The organism is Streptomyces sp. BK79 (assembly GCF_044142145.1).
Classification (GTDB): Bacteria; Actinomycetota; Actinomycetes; order Streptomycetales; family Streptomycetaceae; genus Streptomyces.
The window spans coordinates 13,890-34,516 of sequence record NZ_JBHVOC010000034.1 but is presented as its reverse complement, the minus strand read 5'-3'; the positions used below and the strand labels follow the sequence as shown (position 1 = coordinate 34,516).

Annotated in this window: 20 protein-coding genes and 1 pseudogene; 12 read left to right on the top strand and 9 right to left on the bottom strand. The window is 67.9% G+C overall.

Translation table 11 applies throughout. The annotated features are described in order from the left end of the window. Positions 1-147: 147 nt before the first annotated feature. On the bottom strand, positions 148-420 hold the full coding sequence (locus tag ACFIF2_RS32730; protein WP_395576906.1) for a hypothetical protein: 273 nt from the start codon (positions 418-420) through the stop codon (positions 148-150). 182 nt (positions 421-602) lie between these two features. Continuing rightward, positions 603-3,200 (bottom strand): protein kinase, encoded by a 2,598-nt coding sequence (locus ACFIF2_RS32725; protein WP_395576905.1) that lies wholly within the window; start codon positions 3,198-3,200, stop codon positions 603-605. A gap of 212 nt (positions 3,201-3,412) precedes the next feature. On the opposite strand from ACFIF2_RS32725, the gene ACFIF2_RS32720 reads away from it, so the two are divergent. The 5 genes from ACFIF2_RS32720 to ACFIF2_RS32700 all read left to right on the top strand — a co-directional run bounded on the left by ACFIF2_RS32720 (position 3,413) and on the right by ACFIF2_RS32700 (position 7,935). Further along, entirely contained in the window at positions 3,413-4,150 is a 738-nt protein-coding gene (locus tag ACFIF2_RS32720; protein WP_395576904.1) for a phosphotransferase, read from the top strand. Between the two features lie 75 nt (positions 4,151-4,225). Then, positions 4,226-4,426, top strand: coding sequence for a hypothetical protein (locus ACFIF2_RS32715; RefSeq protein ID WP_395576903.1), 201 nt, complete (start codon positions 4,226-4,228; stop codon positions 4,424-4,426). Beyond that, entirely contained in the window at positions 4,420-4,605 is a 186-nt protein-coding gene (locus ACFIF2_RS32710; protein ID WP_395576934.1) for a DUF3732 domain-containing protein, read from the top strand. Before ACFIF2_RS32715 ends, ACFIF2_RS32710 begins: the two co-directional genes overlap by 7 nt. A gap of 130 nt (positions 4,606-4,735) precedes the next feature. After that, a complete protein-coding gene (locus ACFIF2_RS32705; protein WP_395576902.1) occupies positions 4,736-5,497 on the top strand; it encodes a hypothetical protein in 762 nt (253 codons plus the stop codon). Positions 5,498-5,898: 401 nt separating this feature from the next. Then, a complete protein-coding gene (locus ACFIF2_RS32700; RefSeq protein WP_395576901.1) occupies positions 5,899-7,935 on the top strand; it encodes an NACHT domain-containing protein in 2,037 nt (678 codons plus the stop codon). Positions 7,936-8,072: 137 nt separating this feature from the next. Here the strand turns inward: ACFIF2_RS32700 and ACFIF2_RS32695 are convergent, their stop codons facing one another. Next, positions 8,073-8,198 carry a hypothetical protein gene (locus ACFIF2_RS32695; RefSeq protein WP_395576900.1) on the bottom strand — a complete coding sequence of 42 codons (126 nt, stop codon included), beginning with the start codon at positions 8,196-8,198 and terminating at the stop codon, positions 8,073-8,075. 15 nt (positions 8,199-8,213) lie between these two features. Beyond that, positions 8,214-8,438 (bottom strand): hypothetical protein, encoded by a 225-nt coding sequence (locus ACFIF2_RS32690; protein ID WP_395576899.1) that lies wholly within the window; start codon positions 8,436-8,438, stop codon positions 8,214-8,216. On the opposite strand from ACFIF2_RS32690, the gene ACFIF2_RS32685 reads away from it, so the two are divergent. The 6 genes from ACFIF2_RS32685 to tpg all read left to right on the top strand — a co-directional run bounded on the left by ACFIF2_RS32685 (position 8,437) and on the right by tpg (position 13,876). Then, positions 8,437-9,030 (top strand): hypothetical protein, encoded by a 594-nt coding sequence (locus ACFIF2_RS32685; RefSeq protein ID WP_395576898.1) that lies wholly within the window; start codon positions 8,437-8,439, stop codon positions 9,028-9,030. The genes ACFIF2_RS32690 and ACFIF2_RS32685 overlap by 2 nt on opposite strands. A 396-nt stretch (positions 9,031-9,426) precedes the next feature. Continuing rightward, entirely contained in the window at positions 9,427-10,371 is a 945-nt protein-coding gene (locus ACFIF2_RS32680; protein WP_395576897.1) for an ISL3 family transposase, read from the top strand. After that, positions 10,361-11,014, top strand: a complete 654-nt coding sequence (locus ACFIF2_RS32675) for a transposase (RefSeq protein ID WP_395576896.1) — start codon at positions 10,361-10,363, stop codon at positions 11,012-11,014. Before ACFIF2_RS32680 ends, ACFIF2_RS32675 begins: the two co-directional genes overlap by 11 nt. Positions 11,015-11,076: 62 nt before the next feature. Then, complete coding sequence (locus ACFIF2_RS32670; RefSeq protein ID WP_395576895.1) at positions 11,077-11,496, top strand: DUF4259 domain-containing protein; 420 nt, start codon at positions 11,077-11,079, stop codon at positions 11,494-11,496. Positions 11,497-11,621: 125 nt separating this feature from the next. Continuing rightward, the gene (locus ACFIF2_RS32665) at positions 11,622-13,181 is read left to right on the top strand and encodes a hypothetical protein (RefSeq protein WP_395576894.1); all 1,560 of its coding nucleotides are present in this window, start codon (positions 11,622-11,624) and stop codon (positions 13,179-13,181) included. Positions 13,182-13,321: 140 nt separating this feature from the next. After that, the gene (tpg, locus tag ACFIF2_RS32660) at positions 13,322-13,876 is read left to right on the top strand and encodes a telomere-protecting terminal protein Tpg (RefSeq protein WP_395576893.1); all 555 of its coding nucleotides are present in this window, start codon (positions 13,322-13,324) and stop codon (positions 13,874-13,876) included. 128 nt (positions 13,877-14,004) lie between these two features. Here tpg and ACFIF2_RS32655 read toward each other — a convergent pair whose 3' ends face one another. From ACFIF2_RS32655 to ACFIF2_RS32635, 5 genes and pseudogenes are all read right to left on the bottom strand, one after another. Beyond that, complete coding sequence (locus tag ACFIF2_RS32655) at positions 14,005-14,946, bottom strand: RNA-binding protein (protein WP_395576892.1); 942 nt, start codon at positions 14,944-14,946, stop codon at positions 14,005-14,007. Positions 14,947-15,254: 308 nt separating this feature from the next. After that, on the bottom strand, positions 15,255-17,474 hold the full coding sequence (locus ACFIF2_RS32650) for a S8 family peptidase (RefSeq protein WP_395576891.1): 2,220 nt from the start codon (positions 17,472-17,474) through the stop codon (positions 15,255-15,257). Between the two features lie 27 nt (positions 17,475-17,501). Continuing rightward, positions 17,502-18,638, bottom strand: coding sequence for an AAA family ATPase (locus tag ACFIF2_RS32645; RefSeq protein ID WP_046249387.1), 1,137 nt, complete (start codon positions 18,636-18,638; stop codon positions 17,502-17,504). 98 nt (positions 18,639-18,736) lie between these two features. Further along, a pseudogene (locus ACFIF2_RS32640) lies at positions 18,737-18,911 on the bottom strand (hypothetical protein); the annotation flags it as partial. A 398-nt stretch (positions 18,912-19,309) separates the two neighbouring features. Continuing rightward, positions 19,310-19,465, bottom strand: a complete 156-nt coding sequence (locus ACFIF2_RS32635) for a hypothetical protein (protein ID WP_395576890.1) — start codon at positions 19,463-19,465, stop codon at positions 19,310-19,312. Between the two features lie 190 nt (positions 19,466-19,655). Here ACFIF2_RS32635 and ACFIF2_RS32630 point away from each other — a divergent pair, with 190 nt between their 5' ends. Then, complete coding sequence (locus tag ACFIF2_RS32630) at positions 19,656-20,480, top strand: hypothetical protein (protein ID WP_395576889.1); 825 nt, start codon at positions 19,656-19,658, stop codon at positions 20,478-20,480. Positions 20,481-20,627 lie beyond the last annotated feature (147 nt).

Genomic DNA, 20,627 nt, shown 5'->3' with positions numbered 1-20,627 from the left:
AACCGGCTGGTCACGCCTTGCTACCAACGGCCGGCACCGACATACCCGGGACCGGCGCCACGGCCACCGGATCGAGGGATGAAACCGAGGGGAGGGCCCCGCCCTTGCACCGGAGGGGGCCTTGAGCGACGTTCCGGCCTTGGGATGTCAGCGGTAGGGGCTCCAGCCGCCGAAGTGGGCCATCAGCTTGCGTGCTGTGTCTTCATTCAGGCCGAGTGCGGTGGCGGCCTGTTCGAGAGACGTGTCCTGGCGGGCTTCGTGGGCGGGCCAGTACGCGGTCTGTGCGGCGGTCACGTCGAGCCGGCGCGCTGCTCGCAGTGCTGCCAGCGGTGAGGTTTTCGCCACCGTTTCGATCTCTGTCACCAGTCGGGCGAGCAGATCGGTGAAGGTCTCCGGCAGCGGGATGGCGGCCCGGTCCACCGCTGGTTGAGGCCCTGTCTGTCGGCGTACACATGAACGCGGCCTGGGGTGACCTCCATAGCCGGAGATCACCCCAGGAACGTCCTTTGCGTGTCGATTACCAAGGTCTGCGGCCCCCACCCGCTCGTCGAGGCGCTGCTCGCGGACCCTGAGATCGAAGCGGTCCGCCTGCCTTGGACCAGCTAGGGGGTCTCCAGGCGCTTCAGTTCCCAGCCGGACTGCCCGGCCAGTGCCTCCACAAGGTCTGCCAGCGCGTCGGCGGGGCTCTTGGCCAGGCGGCCGTGCTCCACCGTGAGGTCCGCGGCCCGGCGGGGGTCGACTTCCGCCAGGCAGACGAGGGCGTCCATGGCGTGCACGTTGTACCTGTCGCCCCGGTTGCCGTCCGCCTCACGCTCGACACGGACGGCGTCGGCTGCGACCTGCGGCACCACCTCGGGGGCGAAGTCGGCCAGGCGCCGCGCCAGATCGTAGGTCAGGATGTGACCTGCTCCCGCATCCGGCAGGTCCCGCGCGGCCCGTTCGGCCTCCGCGAGCAGGGCCTTCGCGCGGTCGGGGGCGACTGCGGCAAGGGAGGCGGCGACGGCCGACAGGATCTCGACCCGCTGCTCCGGTTGCCGGGCCAGTCGGGCCAGGTGGACGGCCCTGTCGAGGTCGGCCCGGGCCCGCACGTCGACCAGCTGCGTCATGGCGGCCGCGTGCTCGTCCGGATCGTCCAGGCCGACCGCGATCGTCTCCGCCTCGTGGAGCAACCTCTGCGCGCACCCGGGGTCGTACGAGGCCAGGCTCTCGGCCATGGTGGCCAGGACGAACACTCGGGTGCAGGGCTGCCCCGGAGGGATGCCGCGGGCCGCGCGCTGGGCGCGAGGGAAGTCGGTGTGGAGGAGGGCATAGAAGACGTCTGCGAGGGCTTCCGCGCGTTCCTCCTCGTCGGCGATGCCCCGTGCGAGCTGCTCGGCGCGATCCGGGTCCGCCACGGCCGTCTTCTCGATCAGCACCTGCAGGGCGCTGTCCCGCAGGGAGGCGTCGGGGATGGCGCGCACGAGACGTTCGGCCCTGGCGGGACCGGCCGACGTGGCCGCCTCGACCACCGTCCTGGCGAGGGTGTCGGGATGGACGACGACCCCTTCGCAGGCGATCCGCACGGCGGCCTCGGGGTCCGTGGCCGCCAGCGCCTGGGCGATGTCGTTCAGGACGTACCGATCGAGGTCGGCCCAGCGGCCTGTGAGTCGGCGTGCGACGCGCTCCGCCCGCCGCGGGTCCTTCGGGGCCAGCGCTCGGGCGACGGCTCTCCATACGTCGTCGGCCTGGTCGGGCTCGAGTCCGCTGGCGATCCGCTCCGCCCGCCCCGGCTCGCGAACGGCCATCACCTCGGCCACCTCGGCCAGCGTCTCCCCCTCTCCCACGGTGGTGGCGACCGACTCCGCGTGTGCCGGGTCCACGGCGGCGAGGCCCGGGGCGGCGGCGGCCAGCGCCTCCCGGCGTTCCGCGCCGCGGAGCAGCCCGCGCACGGCGTTCGCCAGGGCGAGGCCCTCTTCCGCTGCCTCCCGGGCGTGGTGCTCGTCGGTCGCCGCCAGCGTCTTCGCGACATCGGCGAGCGCCCGTATCCGGTCCAGGCCCTCGCTCGCCTCGGCCGCGGACCGCAGGGCCAGCCGGGCGAGTGACCTCCCGTGCTCCGCGTCGACGGGGGCGGTGGCCGCCGCGACGCGGGCGAGGGCGCGGGAGCGCGTGCCGGGGTCGGTGATGCCCCGGCCCACCGTCTCGGCCGCGCGGAGCAGCCGCGACAGGCGTCGGCGGGCCCGGGCCGACTCCGCCTCGGCACGCGCCTGCTCCCGGGCCCGGATTCCGGCGTCCGACCAGCCCCGCGGTACCGGGATGTCCGGGCCCGAGAAGAAGGCGACGGCGGTGCCGGCGGAGTCCGGGGGACGCGCCTCGTCGATCATCGTGGCGACCCGCGGCGGGAGCCACGTGGGCGCGTCCGCGTCCCAGGCGGGCACACGGTCGATGATCTCCTCGACGCCCGGCCGCCGGGCGGCGTCCTTCACCAGGCAGTCCGCGACCAGACGGGCGTAGGCGGCGGGCAGTTGGGACAGGTCCGGTTCCTCGTGCACCGCCCGGTAGTTCACCGCCTGGGCGGCTCCACCGCCGAAGGGCGGGCGGCCGGTCGCCGCGTAGGCGAGCACCGCGCCCAGCGCGAACACGTCGGAGGGCGGTCCGGCCCGGTCCCCCATCAGGTACTCCGGGGCAATGAAGCCGGGAGTGCCGATGACCTCCCCGGTACCGGTCAGCAGGGTGTCGTCCGCGGCCCGGGCGATGCCGAAGTCGATCAGTCGCGGGCCGTCCTCGGCAAGGAGCACGTTCCCCGGTTTCAGGTCCCGGTGGACCATGCCGCAGGCGTGGACGGCGGCGAGTCCTTCCGCGAGGCCCGCGGCGAGCTGTCCCAGCGAGGTCTCCGGCAGCGGCCCCTGGTCCGTGATCGCCTGCTGCAGGGACGGGCCGGGGATGTATGCGGTGGCCAGCCACGGCGGATCGGCCTCGGGGTCCGCGTCCAGGACGTGCGCCGTGTAGAAGCCGCCGACCCTCCGCGCGGCCTCCACCTCGCGCCCGAAGCGCCGCCTGAACTCTCGCTGGTCCGCCAGGTCCGGCCGCACGACCTTGACCGCCACCGCCCGGCCGCCCCGCGAGCGCCCGAGGAAGACCTGTCCCATGCCGCCGCCGCCCAGCCGTCGCAGCAGCCGGTACGCGCCGATCCGTCGTGGGTCCTCCGGCCGCAGATCCTCCACGCCGCTGCCTCCCGCAGTCCGTGCCGCCGCCCGGGATCCGAGCCGGGTCCCCTCGCCGGGGCCCGTCTGCGGATCTACCCACTCGGACGCCGGCCCGACCCCGTCCGGTTCTGCCCTGTGGTGGGCGGGCGGCGGGAGGTGTGCGCCGGGGCGGATCAAGCATCAGGACAAGTCAATGGCAGTTCGAGGTATCGATCAGGCAGGGTGGACGGATGCCTGAGTCGCCCTTGCCCGGAGGTTTCGTCAATGCGGTCGTTCGTGTCGGCGACACGGTGCGCCGTCCTGCCTTGGCTCGCACGAGGTTCGTAGGTGATCTGCTGAGGTTGCTTGAAGCACGTGGCTGGAGTGGTGCTCCGCGGTATCTCGGTGTGGACGACGAGGGCCGAGAGGTTCTCAGTTACCTCGAGGGGCATGTGGCGTGGGAGCCGCGTCAACCTGCTGCTGTCTCATCTGACGAGAGTCTGGCGACGGTCGCCCGGCTCGTGCGTGAGTTCCACGACCTGACGGCCGGCACTCCGCTGGCCGGTGACCAAGAGGTCGTGTGCCACAACGACCTGTCGCCCAAGAACACGGTCTATCAGCTGTCCGGTAGGGAGCTTCGACCAGCGGCATTCATCGACTGGGACCTCGCGGCGCCGGGCGCGCGGATCCATGACATCGCTCTTGTCTGCTGGCAGTACCTCGATCTGGGCCCTTCAGTCACCGATGTCGAGGAGGCTGCCCGGCGGTTGAGGCTGATCGTTGACAGTTACGAGTTGGCGGACCGGCAACGTCTCGTGTCCACGATCTTGTGGTGGCAGGACCGGTGTTGGCGGGGCATCGAGTCCCAGGCTGATGCCGGTGACGTCGCCATGGCCCGGCTCCGTGACGCAGGGGCGGTAAGGCACGTCCGGGCGGCCTACCGGTGGGTTTCCGATCATCGGAGTGCGCTGGAACGCTCAGTGCGGTGAGCGCGTGAGTAACGGTCGCGGTGGGTTCGCTGGTTCCTTCCCGTGGCGGTCGGACGGCCTTCTACGATCCGACGCATGCTGGATCCCGAACTGCTGAAACGGATCACCGCGCGTCGTGCGGAACTGGACGAACTCGAAAAGCAGCTAGCCAAGCAGTTGGCGGAGGTGCGGGCCGAGCGGGACGAGCTCGCCACCGCCGAACGTGTCCTTGACCGGGTGAGTGAGCAGCTCGCCGACGAGCGCGCCTCGGCTGCCCCGGCGCCGGGGCACTGCTGAACATCTTCCAAGCGATCCATCAGACGCTGCGCCTGCTGGAAGGCCAGTTCCAAGTCATCGTCATGGAACACGCCGACCTCGACCACCCCGACTTCGGACCGTACGTGGCTCAGCGATGGCGCTATGACAACAATCAAGCACTCATACCAGCCGAGTGGATCGAGGAAGAAGCTGACTAATCGTTCCGGCTCTGTCCGATGCCCCGGCTAGGCTTTCCACGTGCCTGACAGAAGACCGCCTGGAACTCTGGGAATTGACCTGCGTAGCGCAGGTAGCCGCCCGTGCGGTCTCTGCGGCGACGTTCGCAAAATGACCAAGGCCCACGTGCCTCCCCAGGCCGCCGGCAACAAGGAACGGGTGGTCAGTGCCAACGTGCGCCTGAAGGACCGAGTCCTAGGCCATGGGCGCATCGCACAGGGCGGCATGTGGTTCCACGGCCTGTGCAGCGAGTGCAACAACATGGCCGGCGCCCACTACGACGCCGCCTACGCGGACTTCAGCAACGCCATGCTGGCACGCGTGAACCTGCAACAGCGTCTCTACCTGCCGCCTGTGCGTTTGGCGCCGGCCCGTGTGGCCCGGTCCATCCTTATCGGCATGTTCGCCACCAGCCCACATCTGAGGGTGATGTTCCGAGGGCTTGCCGAGGACCTCCGCAGCCGTCGCGACCGCATCACGATGCCTGACGGCGCCAGTCTGCGCCTGGCCGTGTGCCTGGACCGGCGGACCCGCTTGGCGGGAATGTACAACGCTGTCCGGGTCATCCGGCACGTAGAGCACTACGACGTCTTCTCGGAGGTCTACTTCCGCCCTCTGGCCTGGGCCCTCACGCCCAGCGGCCGGGGGACCGCGCAGCATGCCGATCAATCGGTTGTGGAAAAGCAAGGATGGGCTGTTGTCGACCACTGGCTGCAGTACGGCGAGGACAGAACGGCAGCCGATCTCCGATCGCTGTGCCGAGCGCCGCTTCCCGCAGTGCTACATCCGCTGAACGGACACGACCGAGACGAGTGGATGGAGTTCATGAGCCATAAAGTCACCGCGATCCTCGAAGGCGAGATCCCGGCTTGACCGAACAGCCTGCCGTCGATGTCGTTGCGCGTCCACGTACTACAGACCATCGGCGCCCCACCCGTTCAAAGCTGTGGGACATGGCGAAGGCCCGGACGACGAGTCCGGGCCTTGCTCTGTCGAACAGGTCTGCGTCTCAAGTACCAGGAGGGAGTCGCGACCCAGCGGCTTCTCGCGCTCTTGCCGGGCCCGGTCGGCGGCCCGGTCCGGCTCGCGTATGGGTGGTTGTGCAGGCCGCCAGGCTGCCGGCAGCGGCGTTCTCCTGTCTCGGGGAATCGCGAAAGGCCAAACGGGCTTTCGGTTGGCGGGGGTAGCGGCATGATCGGGGTATGGCTGGACTCGGGGGACGCCGTCATCGGCGTATGTGGCAGTTTGTCGGTTGCGTGTTCGGGGTGGCGATCGTGGCGAGCGCAGTCTTCGCCGTGCGGAACATCAATGACAATTCCAAACCCGTCGACAAAGCGACCCTTCTGTCGCTCCTTGCGGGTGTCGTCGGTGCGGCACTGGCCGGCATGGCGCTGCGCAAACCGATCGAGGGCAACGACGGTGAACTCGCCCGAAGCCGCGCCAAGACACTCGAGCGGCAGGTCCAGACGGGCGAGAGTACGGTGCGGCGGCAGTTGCTTGGCGCGGACAGGCGGCGCATCAATCTCGCCTACGTCCTCCACCCCGCAGCAGGCCGCGCCGCCATCGCTCCACCGGCCGGGAGTACCTTCACCGACGAGCCCGCCGCCGCTGACCTGCCCAACGTTCTTGACTACTACCGAGCCACCCGGCCCCGACGTCTGGTCATCACCGGGGCGGGCGGAGCGGGCAAGACGGTCCTGGCCCTGGAGCTGATGCTCGCCCTCCTGAAAGAGCGCGCCGACGACGATCCGGTGCCCGTCCGCATCCCCCTCGCGCAGTGGGACACCAGCCAGCCACTGGCCACCTTGCTGGTCCAGCGCCTGGTGGACGCCTACGACTGGCCCCGCGACCGGGCCGCCTCACTGGTCGACCAGGGCATGGTGCTGCCCGTCCTGGACGGACTGGACGAAATGGATCCCGTCCGCGACGACGGAACCCCCGACCCCCAACCACCGCGGGCCCTCGCCGCTCTGGAAGCCCTCAACGCCTACCAGGAAGGCCTGGACGCCGGACCGCTCGTCCTGACCTGCCGCACCCAGCACTACGACTCTCTCGCCCCCGCGCTCCAGCTGATCGACGCCGCCCGCATCGCCATCGCCCCCGTCAACACCCAGCAGGCCATCACCTACCTACGCGACCGAGCACTCGACCCTCCCCGCTGGCAGCCCCTCCTCGACTACCTGCAGGCCCACCCCACCGGCCCCCTCGCAGCCACCTTGTCCACCCCATGGCGACTGTGCCTGACCGCCACTGTCTACCACCGCACCGGCAACCCGGCCGAACTCCTGGACCACCCCACCACGCACGCCCTCGACCAGGACCTCCTCGCCCGCTACATCCCGGCCGCCACCGAAACCGCCACCGCCAACACATCCAACCCCCGCCACTACACGCCCGACCAGGTCCACCGCTGGCTCCACCACCTCACCCACCACCTCGACGGCACCACCACTCGCAACCCCGCCACCGACCTCACCCTCCACCGCCTCTGGCCCCTCGCCGGCCGCACCCGCGTCCGCATCACCGACGCTCTCCTGACCGCCCTCACAGTCCTCCTCCTGCCTCTGGCCGTGCTCTTTCCCTTGACCGGGTACATCGACTTCTCCTCACGCCTCCAGGTGATCATGATCCTTGCGGCAGGTGCATTTGCACTCCGGGCTGCAGAGCCCCGCCGCCTTCCCAGCATCCGCAAGGACAACCACGAAGGAACAAGACTCAGGGGGCTTCTACGTGGCCTCACCCGCTGGCTCACCCGCTGGCTCACCCGCGGCCTCGGATTCGGGTTCGCGCTCGCGACTGTGACCGGGCTCTGGGTCGCGCTCGACGCGAGGCTCGACGGGCAACTCGACGGGGGACTCGCCGAAGGGCTCGACGTCGGGCTCAGTCACGGCTCCATATTCGGGGTTCTCGGATGGCTCGGATACGGGGTCATGGACGCGCTCCGATCCAGCCTCAGCAGAGAACCGACACCAGCAGCCAACCCAGGGAAAATCGTCCGCGACGACATGGTCCACGGGCTCGTGGTCGGGCTCGTGGCCGTGCCCTGGGTATGGGGCGGGTTTTGGCTCCCCATTGCGTTCCCGGTCTCGTTCGCGCTCGGGCTCACGCTCGCGTTCGCGCTCACGGTCGGCCTTGGGGCGACACGGCGGTATGGAGTCTTCCTGCTGTGCTCACGGGGCCGCCTTCCGTTCCGGCTTGCCCGCTTCATGGACTGGGCCGTCCCGGCCGGCCTACTGCGCTACAGCGGCGCCGCTTACCAGTTCCGCCACCGCGAACTCCAGCAATGGCTCGCCCAGCACCCTCCTCCCTGAACCACAACGGGGCCGGACAGGAACACCCGTTCGGCACCGTTGTGGTTGTCCGGCTATGTCCAGCGCATTCCGATGGCGGACAGCTGCTCCATTCGTTCCGGTGTCAGTGTCGCGGCCCGGCTGCGCTGGTTCCCGATTCAGGCCCCCAGCTTGTGCTCTCGCTCCTCCTGGCCCTCGCCGTCGACGGGCCGTTCGACGTGCTTCCTGGGGACTTGGAGGTGCCCCTCGCGTTCGTAGAACTGGCGGGCGGCCTGGTAGTTCATCGCCCATTTGTCGGCCTACGTACGGCGCGGCTTCGGCTTCTCGTCCTCGGACGCGGGCTCGATCCCGAGGACCTGCTCGCACATCCACTGCTGCACGGTCGTGAGCTGGCCCCAGCGGGACAGAACAGCAGCGCAGGTAGTCTGCTGAACCGCTTCTACATCGAGAACCGGGTCATCGAGCGGGATGCTTTCCGCGTATGGATCGTCGCCTGAGGAGGCAGCGCTTACGATGCCGGCCATGAGTGAACCCGTTGCGAGGGCGTCCGGTCAGGTACAGGTGGAGTACCACGCCTTCCACCTGGCGGACGCAGGGCAGTACACGCAGCCCTCCTTCCACCCGGAGAACGGACTGATCTTCTCCAAGCCAGGGCTCGCTGTCGTCCTCGCGGGCGTGAACAGCGGCCCCGTCGATGTGACCGTGGAGATCTACCACAGCGCCATCCCACTTCCCGAGCCTGCCGAGGCGTGGGACGAGGTGGTGGACCACAGCATCGAATCCCTCACGGGTGACATGAGAGTCACCGCCATAATGGATGCCCTTCCCGAACTGCCAGTGCTGACACCGTTCGGGCCCGGGGCTTACCGTGCCCGCGTTCACGCCCGCGGCCGTGACCGAGCACACGACGCCCACATCACAGAGCCCGTGGAGGTTTTCCTCTTGCAGGTATGGCCGGGGCAACGCGAGCCCGACCTGATCCACCGGCACAACGACCACTACGGGCACTCCATGCGGCAATCCGCACAGACTCAGCAACCAGTCGCCCCACCTGAACCAGCCGAGGAAGACTGGAGACGGGCGGCCAATGAGAGGCTGCGCCAACGCGGAACCTGACCACTGAGGGGCGGGGCTACCCTTTACCCTCGCTCGATACCGCCGCCAGCCACGACCTCTGCCGTGCAGCTGGCAGAGCGCATCGCCGCCACCGGCCTCTGCACACGGCCAGTCCCCCCGCCGTATACCCGTGGAAGAGGCACGCTGATCTTGAGGGTCGGGCTGCGGAGGGCGGGTGAGTGCATGCCCGCCTGCCTGGCGGTATTTGCACCCACCCGGCTCCCCCCAGGTATCCAGAACTACACCCAGCGCATGCTGGCTTTATCGAGCAGTAGTGGCTCTGGTCCACTTCGTGTGGTTGTGCACGCAGGGTAACTGTTGATCTTCGTGTGATGGCAGTTGAGGTCGCCCGAAAATCGCCCGACTGGACGGTGGTGTAGTCGACAGTCCTTCGCCGTGAATGAAGTGCTTCCGCAGCTGGATGAGCTGCTGTTCTCCTCGGTCGAGGGCGTGTTGTTGGAGTCGGTCGAGGTGTCCGACACAGTCGTCCGGGTTGAGGCTCGTACGACCGCAGGACGGGCGGCCTGTCCGGAGTGCGGATGCTGGTCTGGGCGAATACATGGCTCCTACCTGCGGTTTCCTCGTGATCTGCCGACAGCGGGCAAGCTGGTCGTGGTGTCGTTACGAGTGCGGCGGTTCGTCTGCGCGGAGGACTCCTGCACGCGCAAGACCTTTGCTGAGCAAGTCCCTGGGCTCACACGTCGGTTCGGACGACAGACCGAGCGGTTGCGATCGACGCTGGTGTCGGTCGGTCTCGCGCTCGCAGGCCGGGCGGGCGCCCGCATGACGGATGCCTTCCAAGTCCCGGTCAGTAGGAACACCCTGCTGAGGCTGATCGCCTCGCTTCCGGACCCCGTCACCACCACACCGCGCGTGGTCGGCGTGGACGAATACGCCCAGCGCAAGGGCCGTATCTACGGAACCGTGCTCGTCGACATCGAAACACGTCGCCCGATCGATCTCCTTCCCGACCGGGAGGCAGACACGCTCGCGGCCTGGCTCGCCGAGCGGCCCGGCATCGAGATCATCTGCCGTGACCGGGCCCCCTTCTTCGCCGAAGGCGCCACCCGCGGCGCCCCGCAGGCCCTCCAGGTCGCTGACCGATGGCACCTCTGGCACAACCTGGGTGAAGCCGCCGAGAAGTGCGTCTACCGGCACCGCAGCTGCTTGCGCCCCACGCCGGAACAGCCGGAGGAACCCCAGGAGGAGCCGGAGCCGGCCGCGTCATCACCTTGGCCGGTTCGCCGAACGCACCCGCGCCAAGCACGCCACCATCCATGCTCTCCTCGCCGCCGGTCACAGCAAGCGGTCCGTCGCCCGGCAGCTCGGCATGACACTTAACACGATCTTACGCTTCTCCCGCGCCACCACCCCGGAGGAAATGTTCACCGGTCAGTGGCAAAACCGTGCGACCAGGCTCGACGACTACAAGCCCTACCTCGACCAGCGCTGGCAGGAAGGCTGCACCAACGCCTGGAAACTGTGGGAGGAGATCAAGGAACAGGGCTATCCCCGCGGCTACGCCGGCGTCCGCGACTACGTCAGCAGGACCCTTCGCGGCAAGCCCCAACCGGTCGGCCCCCGACCGCCATCGGCCCGCGCCGTCACGCGCTGGATCCTCACGCACCCCGATGCGCTACCCGAAATCGACCGGATCCACCTCAAAGCCGCCTTGGCCAACTGCCCCAAACTGTCAGCACTCGCCGAGCACGTGCGCTCCTTCGCCCACATGCTCACTCACCTGCAAGGCGACCGACTCCCCGAATGGATCGAAGCAGCCAGCGCCACTCCCGAACTGCCCAGCCTCCGCCACTTCGCTCAGCACCTCCTGCGCGACCTCGACGCCGTCACCGCCGGTCTCACCCTCCCCTGGAGCTCCGGCGTCGTGGAGGGCCATGTCAACCGGATCAAAATGCTCAAGCGCCAGATGTTCGGCCGCGCGGGGTTCGCCTTGCTTCGCAAACGAGTCCTCCTGGCCACCTGAGCGTTTGTCAGTGTCTGCTGGAATGCTGGCTTCGTCCGCGAGAGCGATACCCGGAGCCGTGCATGGGAACGTGGGGAACAGGCCCATTCGACAGCGATCTCGCTGCCGACTTCGTCGATGAACTCGAGGGACTGACTTCTCAGAAGGTCATCGAAGTGCTCGAGCAAGCATTCCAGCGAGTCACGGATCCCGGAGCACGCGTGGATGGCGGCGACGGCACCGAAGCGGTGGCCGCCGCGGCTCTCGTTGCCAGCACAATCCCAGGCAGCGGGATTGTAATCGACCCTGATGACGGACCCAGAGAACCTCTGCCGCAGCTTCCGTTGGCTCTCCGCTCGTCAGCCGTGCTCGCTCTGCAGTGTGTACTCCAAGACGGATCGGAACTGCTGACCGGCTGGGTGGACAGTGACGACGCCGCTCAGTGGCGCCACGAAGTCCAACGGATCGCGGAGGCCCTGGGACCGATCGGTCGCGATCAGTAACCGCGCCACAAGAATTGGACCAGAGCCAAAACTCGTGAACATTCATCGTCCCAGAGATCGCTAACCGCCGCTCAAACTGGTCGGCAAACGCTGTCACTGAAGGTGAACGAAGCCATCAGCTGCTGGTGACCTTCGCGGACGTCGGCTCTCGTGACACCGGTCAGGGCTATCCGTGCCGGGAGGCGCTGGCCGGGTGTCTGGACTGCTCGAAGCAGACCGTGGACCGGGCCGCGGACTACCTGGAGAAGGAGATCGGTCTCGTAACCGTCCACCGGCGCAAGGTGGAGGGTAAGCCCGACGAGAACGACGCCAACCTGTACGAGATCCACGACGCGTGGCTGATCCACGGCGTCACACCGCCAGCGGGCACCCCGCCGCAGCTGGTCGCCCGATACGGCCACACGGTCCCCGGCCTGGACGTCGACGCGTGGGTGAGCGAGCACGCCCCGGGCTTCGACCTGGCGGGCTGGAGGGCTGCCTACGAGGAGAGGCTGCGGGTTCAGGAAGGCAAGCGGGAGGAGCAGCGGCGCAAGGAGCGGGCCCGCCGGAAGAAGCCGAAGGCAGCGAAGAAGGGGGGTGGCGTCATGAGTGACGCCACCCCCGAGGGTGCTACTTCCGAGGGGGGTAGCGTCATGGGTGACGCTACGGGTGGCGTCATGGGTGACGTGACCGGTGGCGTCATGGGTGACGCCCTATCTAGAGCCGTTGTTCCAGATCCGTCGTCCACAGGGGAACCAGCGCCTTCGGCGCGTAGCGCCGGTGGCGTGCGTAGCACTTCAACCTCAGGTAGTAGCGCTCGACGGCGTAGCGGCTCCGCCGCGGCGGGCAAGGATGGCTCGTCGTCGAAGGAAGGCCTCGAGGCCGGCGTGCCGGGGCAGCGGGATGCGGACGACTCTGCACTAACCCGGGAGCAGACAGCAGCGGTGCATGCCGTGGAGGCACTGTTGCCGCCGGTGCTGGTCGCCAAGCTGCCGTACGGGCACATCCCGAAGCGGAACCGCGCCGCCGTCCTGGAGGCTTTGGAGTCCCGCACGGTGGACCAGCTGCAGGAGCGGATCGCCCGCCGCTGGACGGCGTATGGGTACGAGCCCGCGCTCCACAACGGTGAGCTGCGGTCGGCGATCGGCGTTGCCCTGGAGCTGCTCGCCCCCACGCCGTACTGCGCGGACCTGTCTTGCGAGGACGGCACCATGGTCGACACCGGCGAGGACTGCCGGGCGTGCTCGGAGCGGCGGGAGAGCCGGCGGGCGGACCGTCTCGCTGGGAAGACGCCCCCCATGGGCAAGAGCGGCAAGAAGAAGCCCCGGACGCCCGAGTGCGTCGACTGCGGCCGTCCGTTCCCAGGTGCCGTCCCCGCTGTCGGTGTGTGCCAGCGATGCACGGAGGAAGCTGCGGCTGCCTTCGCAGCCCTCGCGGCCAGCCTCTCCGGGCAGGCCCCGCAGCAGCAGGAAGCCGACCCGGCAACGGCAGAGCGCGAAGCACTGCACGCGGAGGCACAGCGGCGGCGCCGAATCCATCGCGCAGCCATGGAGGCCTCGGCCGTTTCCGACCTCGAGCCCGACCAGGTCACCGCCGACGCCGCGGAGGACGCCCGCCTGCGCGCCGAGCTCCTGGCAGCCCATCCCTGGATGGCCGACTTCACGCAGACCCCGGCGGCAGCGGCGCAGGGACCCGCTCCCTTCTGACAGGCCCCTTCAGGAGAGCCCACCCGCCAACTGCCCCTAACCACTGTCTGGGCCCTGCATCCCGCCTCCGGGCGGATCCCCGCCGGTGTGCGTGATCGCCCGGCAGCGGCCCCCACAGCCGATCATGAACGGAGACACCCGTGGGCATCATCGACGATGGCATCGAGCGCGCCGTACAGCGGGCCTTCACCCGCCCCATACCCAAGTCGGCCGGCGCGCAGATGCGCTACCTGGTCAAGCAGCTCAAAGGCACCCGCGCCGCGGCCGGCCTGCTGAGCATTTCGCAACGCACCGTCGAGCGGTACGTGAAAGACCAGATCCGCCGGCCCCGTGCCGACCTCGCGCAGCGCCTGGAGGATGCCGTGCGTCAGCGCTGGCAACCTCGCGTCCGCGAGCGGGCCCGCCGCCAGGCTGCCACCACCGCGGGCATCATCATTGACACCCGCGCGCGCTTGGGCTTCACCGCGCCGGTCGGCACCACCGACGACGCCCGCGTCCGGCATCTCACCCTTGCCCTGCCGCCTCACCACGCCGCCCGCCTGTTCGACGCCCAAGACGCCGGCGCTGATGAGCGGCAGCTGCGCGACCTCGCGGCCGAAGCACTCGGTGAGGTCTACTTCCGCGACGGCGGCCGCCGCGCCGCAGGCCTGGAGGTCCAGTTCACGGACCTCGAGCATGTGCAGTTTGAGCTCTAGGAACGGTGCCGCCCGCAGACAGGCTGACCGCCTGTGAGCCGAAGCAGGATAGTTGTCACGTAGGCAGGCTGGTTGTCACCGGCGGCGTTATGGGGTGTCGTCGCCTTGGCCAGTCGCTTGGCACCGGGTCACCATCGTGCGCGCAGCACACCGTCGCTGTCGGGCAGAACGGCTTGGAGCAGCGGACTGCGTTCGTCGGTGTAGAGGGACAGGGCGCAGGCCGCTCGCGCGTCGGCTACCAGGGCAGCGAGTTCCTGGTACTGGGTCTCATCGACGGTCACGTCTCTGATCGTTCCGTCCTTCGTCTCCCAGACGAACTCGATGTGCCATTCGGACGGCAGTGCGGTCAGGACCGCGCCGACGTCGGATTGTAGGTCGGGCCAGACGGTCAGCAGGGCGCGAGGGCCGAGACCGGCGCGCACCGTGTTGAGGTTTTCCGTGGTGAGACGGTGCCAGCGTGTGGCGTTGGCGATGTGGGTTTCCTCCAGGAGCAGGCCCTGTCGCGTCGCCAGCTCGGTGCGTACCGAAGCCCAGAAGTCTTCGTCGGCAGCTTTTGTCACCTCTGGTTCCGCGGCGTAGGGGGAAGCCACCAGCGGTTCCGCGAAGAGGCCGAGTTCCCGCGTACGGGCCACGGCGTCCGTGCAGGGTCGGTCGCTGCCCACGTACACGTACTGGTCCCATCCGACGTGCACGGTAAAAACATCTCCCGCCTCCAGCCGACACCAGGCGCCCTGCTCACGGAGCATGACGCGGATCAGCTCCAGGGCCACCGCCAAGGAGACCTCGGCCCCGTCGTGGTAACCGGTGAGGTCAGCCGGGAAGAGACCGCTAAGACCGTGTCCCTCGACCACCGGCTGGGCACCGAAGTGGACGAGCCCGGTGACGGAGGGCTCACGGATTTCGAGCCGGTCGATGCCCGCAGCTTCCGCGAACGCGGAGATTGCCTCCAGGTACGCGGCCTCGACTGGCCCGTGGTCACTGACCGCCTCCTCCGCGCCCCGGTAGCTGCCGTGCTCGTCACGGTCGGCGGGGTCGTACTTCGTGATCCGGTGAACGAAGGCAGGCGGCACGCTACTCCTAGACAAGATGGAAGGTAGCGCCAGCGTAGGTCCCGAGCCGAACTCGCAGTTCCCAGTTTCCCGCTGCACAGCCCGGGTGACAGAAAGATTGCCGAATGAGCGCCTGTGACAAGTCGGATGCCTCGATCGTCCTCATTCACCAGCTCAGCCGGTCCCGCTGGTGACAACTCCTGAGCTTCGGCTCATGTCTGCGGGTAGCAGGATCACGTTGCCGTGACCCGGCTACCCGACCACAGCTGCCAGCTACAGGTCGAGCTCCCGAAGGCGGTGGGACAGAGGTCCTATTGCCCTTGAGCCTTCTAGGGTCGGATGGTGATGGGGATGTCGATGCGGGGTTGAAGGATTTCGAGTCGGGCAGCGTAGGTGCGGACGACCTGGTCGTAGAGGTCTGGTACGGCGGGAGCCTTCAGGGTGATGACCAGGGCGTAGGCGACTTCTGGGTTGGTGTCTGGCGGGAGGTCGTCGAGTCGGAAGACGTGGCGGACGTCGAAGGCCGGCCGCTTCAGCCGTTCTGCTTTGAAGACATTTGTTTTGTGCTTGACGGTCTCCCATTTATGGGCGTCAGAGCGGAGTTCTTGTTCGCTCATGTAGTCGCGGGCTTGGAAGAACGGTTCTGACTTGGGCACCTTGCCGGATGGGCTGAGCCGTTCCATGTTCGGCCGGAAGGTGGGCTCGAAGGCACTGGTGGTGTAGTTGCGAGGGGCCCGTGGGTCGGTGGGGCAGGCGATGCAGTAGGTCGCTGTGACCTGCACATCGCCGGTTGTCACGGTTTCTGGGAGGGGCAGGAACATCCGGACGGTCTGCTTGGGTGGCACCTTTCCCTGATAGACCACGCGGGCGGTGTGAGGCGGGCAGATCACGTAGTGCTCGAGCTCTCCCGGAAGACGGCCCCAGCCGCGTTCGGAGGTGTCCTGGGGGTTGTCCTCGGCGCAGTGGATGAGAAGTGCTTTCAGGGCGAGAGGGCTGAGGACGGGACCGAAGTGAGCGCGGATGCCGGCTGCCATGCGCAGGGCGCTTGGCGCGGCGAAACTGGTTCCGAGCGACATGGAGGGGGCGTCCTGGCCATGCAGTGCGGCGAAGAAGAACGGTTCCTTGTGGTCTCCGCCGAAGCTGACGACGTCGGGTTTGACCATGCCGGGGCAGCGCCCCGGGCCCAGTGCGCTGTACTGGGCCCGTCGCCATGAGGGCCGGGTGGAGTCGGCGGCTCCGACGGACAGGGCGTTGACGCTGTCCGAGGGGACCTGCACGCGGGCGTTCCCGGACGCGCGGTCCAGATTGCCGTTGTTGCCTGCCGCGATGGTCAGCAGTCGCTGGCCGTCCGACAGCCACGAGTCGAGCAGAGCGGTCCAGGGATGGATCTCGTCATCCTCGATGGGCAGATCGGGACCGAGGCTGAGGTTGATGAGCTGATGGGGATTGTCCTGCAGCACTTTGTCGATGCGGTCCAGGGTCCGGTAGAGCGCGAGGTCGTCCTCCGGCTCCTCGTCGACCACGCGGAAGTGATCGACGGTTCCGAAGGGGCGAGGGGCGGACTGACCCGGGATGAGGGGGCCGAACAGTGCGGCGGAGGTGACGTTGTGTCCGTGGTCGAGGTACTCACGGGTGGCTCCGCAGGTTCCTGGAAGCTCACGGGGGCGTGCCCAGGGAGCCATGGGCCCGCCAGCTTCGAGACCTCCGTCGAGGACTGCGATCTTCACGTCGGGATCGACAGCGCCTTCGTAGGGAAGGGAAGGCGCTTTGAGCCCTGGTGCCGTGGTGGCACGCTCCACCGGGTGGAATGCTCGGAGTCTGGGCATCGGACGGACGACGCGCATGAAAGTGAACTGGGAGAGCTGGTCCATCGCCTCGGGCGCGAGCCGGACAGGCACGAATCCGACCCCTGGCGCTTGTAGTGCATGACCGACTTCTGCGGTCCCTCCCAAGGACTCCACGTAGGCGGCGAAGCCTGTGAGGATCTTTTCCCGCAGGCGGGGTGGCAGGTGCAGTCCCACCTCCACCAGCGGCGATTCCGCCGACAGGCGGGCGAGATTGCGCTGGCGCTCCTGCACTGTCGGCGCTCGGAAAGCCTCGACCGTCCGCAGCTGATCGCCCCCGGGGAGGAGCCCGGCCTGCATGCGCTGGTTCCACAACGTGAATGCGGCTCGCCGACCTGCCACGAACAGCTCTGCGGTCTCTGAGGGAGCTGGTGGTTCCCTCTTGGTCCACTTCTCGGGCCTGACGATGGCGTTGCGGGCGCCGACATAGGCCAGGCCCAGGTCGGTGAGTAGCTGCGCAGGGTGGTAGCTCTTGGCGATGAACTGAGGGTGCATCGTGAGGACCCCGACCACCTGTCCGTCAGGACAGGCTCCGGCCGGTAGTTGCGCGAACCGGCGCACCGCGTCCCGTACTTGGGGGCGTAACCGTAAGCGTGCTTCCTCTTGGGTGTAGGGCAGCTCAGTCGGGCCGCCACCAGCTGGCAAGGTGACGGGTTCAACCAGCCTCTCGCCGTGGCCGAGCAGAAAGTTGTGCGGTCCGGGCATCAGACGCTCCCCCCACGAGAACTATCCCTATGACTCCTGCTGCCGCACGCGTTTGCGAATGGTGTCCCTGCTGATCCCTGACAGCTCGTGCACGCGCCGTTGCGACATGTGATCAGATTGCACCAGGTCCACCGCCAAGCGCACCCTTTCTGCAAAGGGCAATTGCCTCAACTGCTCGCTGCACACGCTCAGAAGCGTCTCTCCGACAGGTTGGTCGGCCAGCGCTGCCCGTCGGCGCGCAGTGGTCATCACGCGATGAGCTTCCGAATAGGACGCGCCCTGAGCCGCGAGAGCACGGGCGATGACCGTCAGGACGTCCGCAGGCGCCTCACCTTCGCAGTACTGATCCAGGGCCTCGCGTAGCTGTGAGGCGTCCGGGAGCGGGAAGTCGATCACCGCTTCGAAGCGTCGCCACACGGCGGGATCCAGGAGATCACCATGATTGGTGGCTGCAAGCAGAAGTGACGTCGCCGGCCAGTCATCGATCTCCTGCAGGAGGACGGTCACCAGCCGCTTGAGTTCGCCGACCTCAGCGCTGTCATCCCGACGCTTGGCCACAGTGTCGAGCTCATCCAGCAAGAGGATGGAAGGGCTCGCTTTGGCGTAATCCAGGACCTTTCGGATGTTGCCACCCGTGCGCCCCAGGTAGCTGCTCATGACCGAGGAAAGATCGAGGACCAGCAACGGCAGGTTGAGGCGGCTGGCGATCCAGCGAGCGACCAAGGTCTTGCCGACTCCCGGGGGGCCGACGAAGAGCGCGCTCCTGCTCGGGGTCAACCCGGCTGAGAGGAGCCGGTCACGACCGAGGTGCTCGTCGCAGAGCTGCTCCACGGCCTCACGGACGTCTTGAGTCAGAACCGGAGTGATCGTGGGCATCAGATGATCGGGGCGAATCAAAGGAACACGGCTGTCCATGTCCAGCGGAACGGGAGCGGTGTTACCCAGGCCGCGCAAGGGGGCATCGACGCTCGGAGCGTCACGCAGCAGGTCCTGCAGAGCCTTGCCAACCGCCTCGTTGCCGCGGCCGTAGCGCCTGGCCATGCGCTGAAGCAGCATCCGGACATCCTGACCGCGGCCCGCCAGCGCCACGCGCGCAAGGTGGACTAAATCGCGCTCAAGATCGGTAGTGTCGTCCGCTCGACGACTTTCAAGGGTCCTGGTCATGGCCGACACGATAACGAGTACTGGGACAAAGGTCGCCCACCATGCCACTGTTTAGTCCGCGTCGATCCCTAGTGCGATGACTGGCGTGGGCGGTACTCGATGACCCGCTGCTGGGAGGGGCCATTGGGCGCGGTCAGGCCGTTGGACGCACCGTCCTGGTTCACGGCCGAGCCGCGGATCACCGCGAGGACGCGACGGGCCGGCACGGCGGGCGCCGGACAGCCGCATGAGGGCCAGCACACCGGCGCCCTCGCCCCAGCCGGTGCCGTCGTTCGGTCCTCGCCGAGATCTTCGCCTGCCTCCTCCTCTACACCCTCGACCGACGCGAAAGCGCCCTGTACTGGTGGCGCTTCGCCGCCGGGGCCGGCAACCCCCTCGCCGCCCACCATGCGGCCGTCGGCATCACCCCCGACGCCCGGCTCTGGCGTGCCATGGCCCGCATGCTCGGTTTCACCCGTGACCGGCACCTGCCTCAGCCCGTACGCTCCACCGCTCACATCGCCGAAGGCTTCGCCGCCTCCGTTCCCTGGGGGTCCGAACTGAGCGCCTTCATGACCACCAGCAACCTCCCCAGAGAGCTCGCCACACCCGCCGCCCAAAAGACACCGGTCCGTATGCCACGGGCCGCGAGACCCTACACCGGGCGTGCTCGGCGTCGGTCAGGACCCGCCCTAACTTAGTCCGGTGATCTCGACTTCGTACGTGCGGTAGTCGTCCGCCGACCGGGGCAGCGGGACGGGGTACAGGTACCAGCCGTGTGCGGTCGCCCGCTGCAGCTGCCGGTCGGCCTTAGCGAGGGTGCCGTAGTGATCGAGGAACATCGCCACGACGTCTGCGTCCGGGGCGGGGCCGGCTTGCGTGCGGTACGGGCCAGGGCGTCTCGGGGACGGCCTCAGCGGACTCTTCCGCCGCAGCGGCGGCGGGCTTCTTGGCGGTCGATTTGTAGTCATGAAGCGCATGGTGATGCTGTGATCCGCTAACGTCGCGTCGACCAGGTCGGGGAGAGGAAGGGAGCTCGTGGAGGGCTGGATCGCAGGATCACGACAATGGTGGCGGACCACTCCGCGAGCCATTCGGTGGGTGGTCTATCTATGCTTTCCTCTTGGTTGTGCCGCCGTTGGGCTGGGCATCTACGGAGACGCACATCAGTGGTGGGAGAACCGAAGTTTCCTCACGAATCTCGCGTCCAGCTTCGCGAGCCTGCTGTTCGGTGTCCCAACAGCTCTCGTGGTGCTCTCGCATCTCAGCGAGATGCAGGCGGAGGCAATCGAGCGTCGATCTGTACAGAACCGAGTAAGGTTCGCAACTCAGGCGTATCGCGCTTTGGCCTTCAAGCATGTGCGCCCGGGGGTGCTGCCGACTTTCGACTCAAAGGTCTCTGAGCTGCTCGTCATCAACGAAGAGCTGATACAGGCGCTTGAACGAGAGGGGCTCTCGGCTGCGGCTCAGGTGGAGAGACGGACCATGGCGTTCCGGGAGTCCTTTACTGGTGACGGACGCGACCAAGCCGTATGGATGGACTCACTTGGTTTGCTCTGGGAACAACTGGACCGAGAGATCCGTCCTCTCGTCGAAGGCGCTGGAATGGCGTGGATGTCTCTCGAGCGTCACCGGGTCATGAGAGCGAGACACGAAAATCTTGCAAGGATCGACCGGCACGTACTCATCGGGTCCTTCAACGACCTCAATCAGCATGCGCGCCGCCTACGGTCTGGTGCCCCCACCCAGCGCGCTGCGGCAAAACGGGCGCTGCAGGCCGACGCCGTCGCCTTCCAAGGGTGGGCTATCTTCAACCTCGGTCTAGAGGACATGCTGGGCGAGTTGGACCGCGTAGCCCAGTAGGGTCGGCGCTGGGCGGCGACGAGGCGGATGATCGACCTCCCGGCCGTCCGTCTCCCCGATGTCGCCGAACTGTTGAGCACCCGGTGTGCTGGGTCTTCCTCAGCAGGCGTCGAAGGGCGCTCGCCGCAGCCTTGGAGCCGGACCGGC

Coding starts and splice junctions, on each gene's coding strand:
- ACFIF2_RS32705 (WP_395576902.1), top strand. CDS start 4,736: ATGACCAAGGCCCACGTGCCTCCCCAGGCCGCCGGCAACAAGGAACGG.
- ACFIF2_RS32715 (WP_395576903.1), top strand. CDS start 4,226: ATGCTGGATCCCGAACTGCTGAAACGGATCACCGCGCGTCGTGCGGAA.
- ACFIF2_RS32645 (WP_046249387.1), bottom strand. CDS start 18,638: ATGACCAGGACCCTTGAAAGTCGTCGAGCGGACGACACTACCGATCTT.
- ACFIF2_RS32650 (WP_395576891.1), bottom strand. CDS start 17,474: ATGCCCGGACCGCACAACTTTCTGCTCGGCCACGGCGAGAGGCTGGTT.
- ACFIF2_RS32685 (WP_395576898.1), top strand. CDS start 8,437: ATGAGTGAACCCGTTGCGAGGGCGTCCGGTCAGGTACAGGTGGAGTAC.
- ACFIF2_RS32690 (WP_395576899.1), bottom strand. CDS start 8,438: ATGGCCGGCATCGTAAGCGCTGCCTCCTCAGGCGACGATCCATACGCG.
- ACFIF2_RS32720 (WP_395576904.1), top strand. CDS start 3,413: ATGCCTGAGTCGCCCTTGCCCGGAGGTTTCGTCAATGCGGTCGTTCGT.
- ACFIF2_RS32675 (WP_395576896.1), top strand. CDS start 10,361: ATGACACTTAACACGATCTTACGCTTCTCCCGCGCCACCACCCCGGAG.
- ACFIF2_RS32695 (WP_395576900.1), bottom strand. CDS start 8,198: ATGAACTACCAGGCCGCCCGCCAGTTCTACGAACGCGAGGGGCACCTC.
- ACFIF2_RS32670 (WP_395576895.1), top strand. CDS start 11,077: ATGGGAACGTGGGGAACAGGCCCATTCGACAGCGATCTCGCTGCCGAC.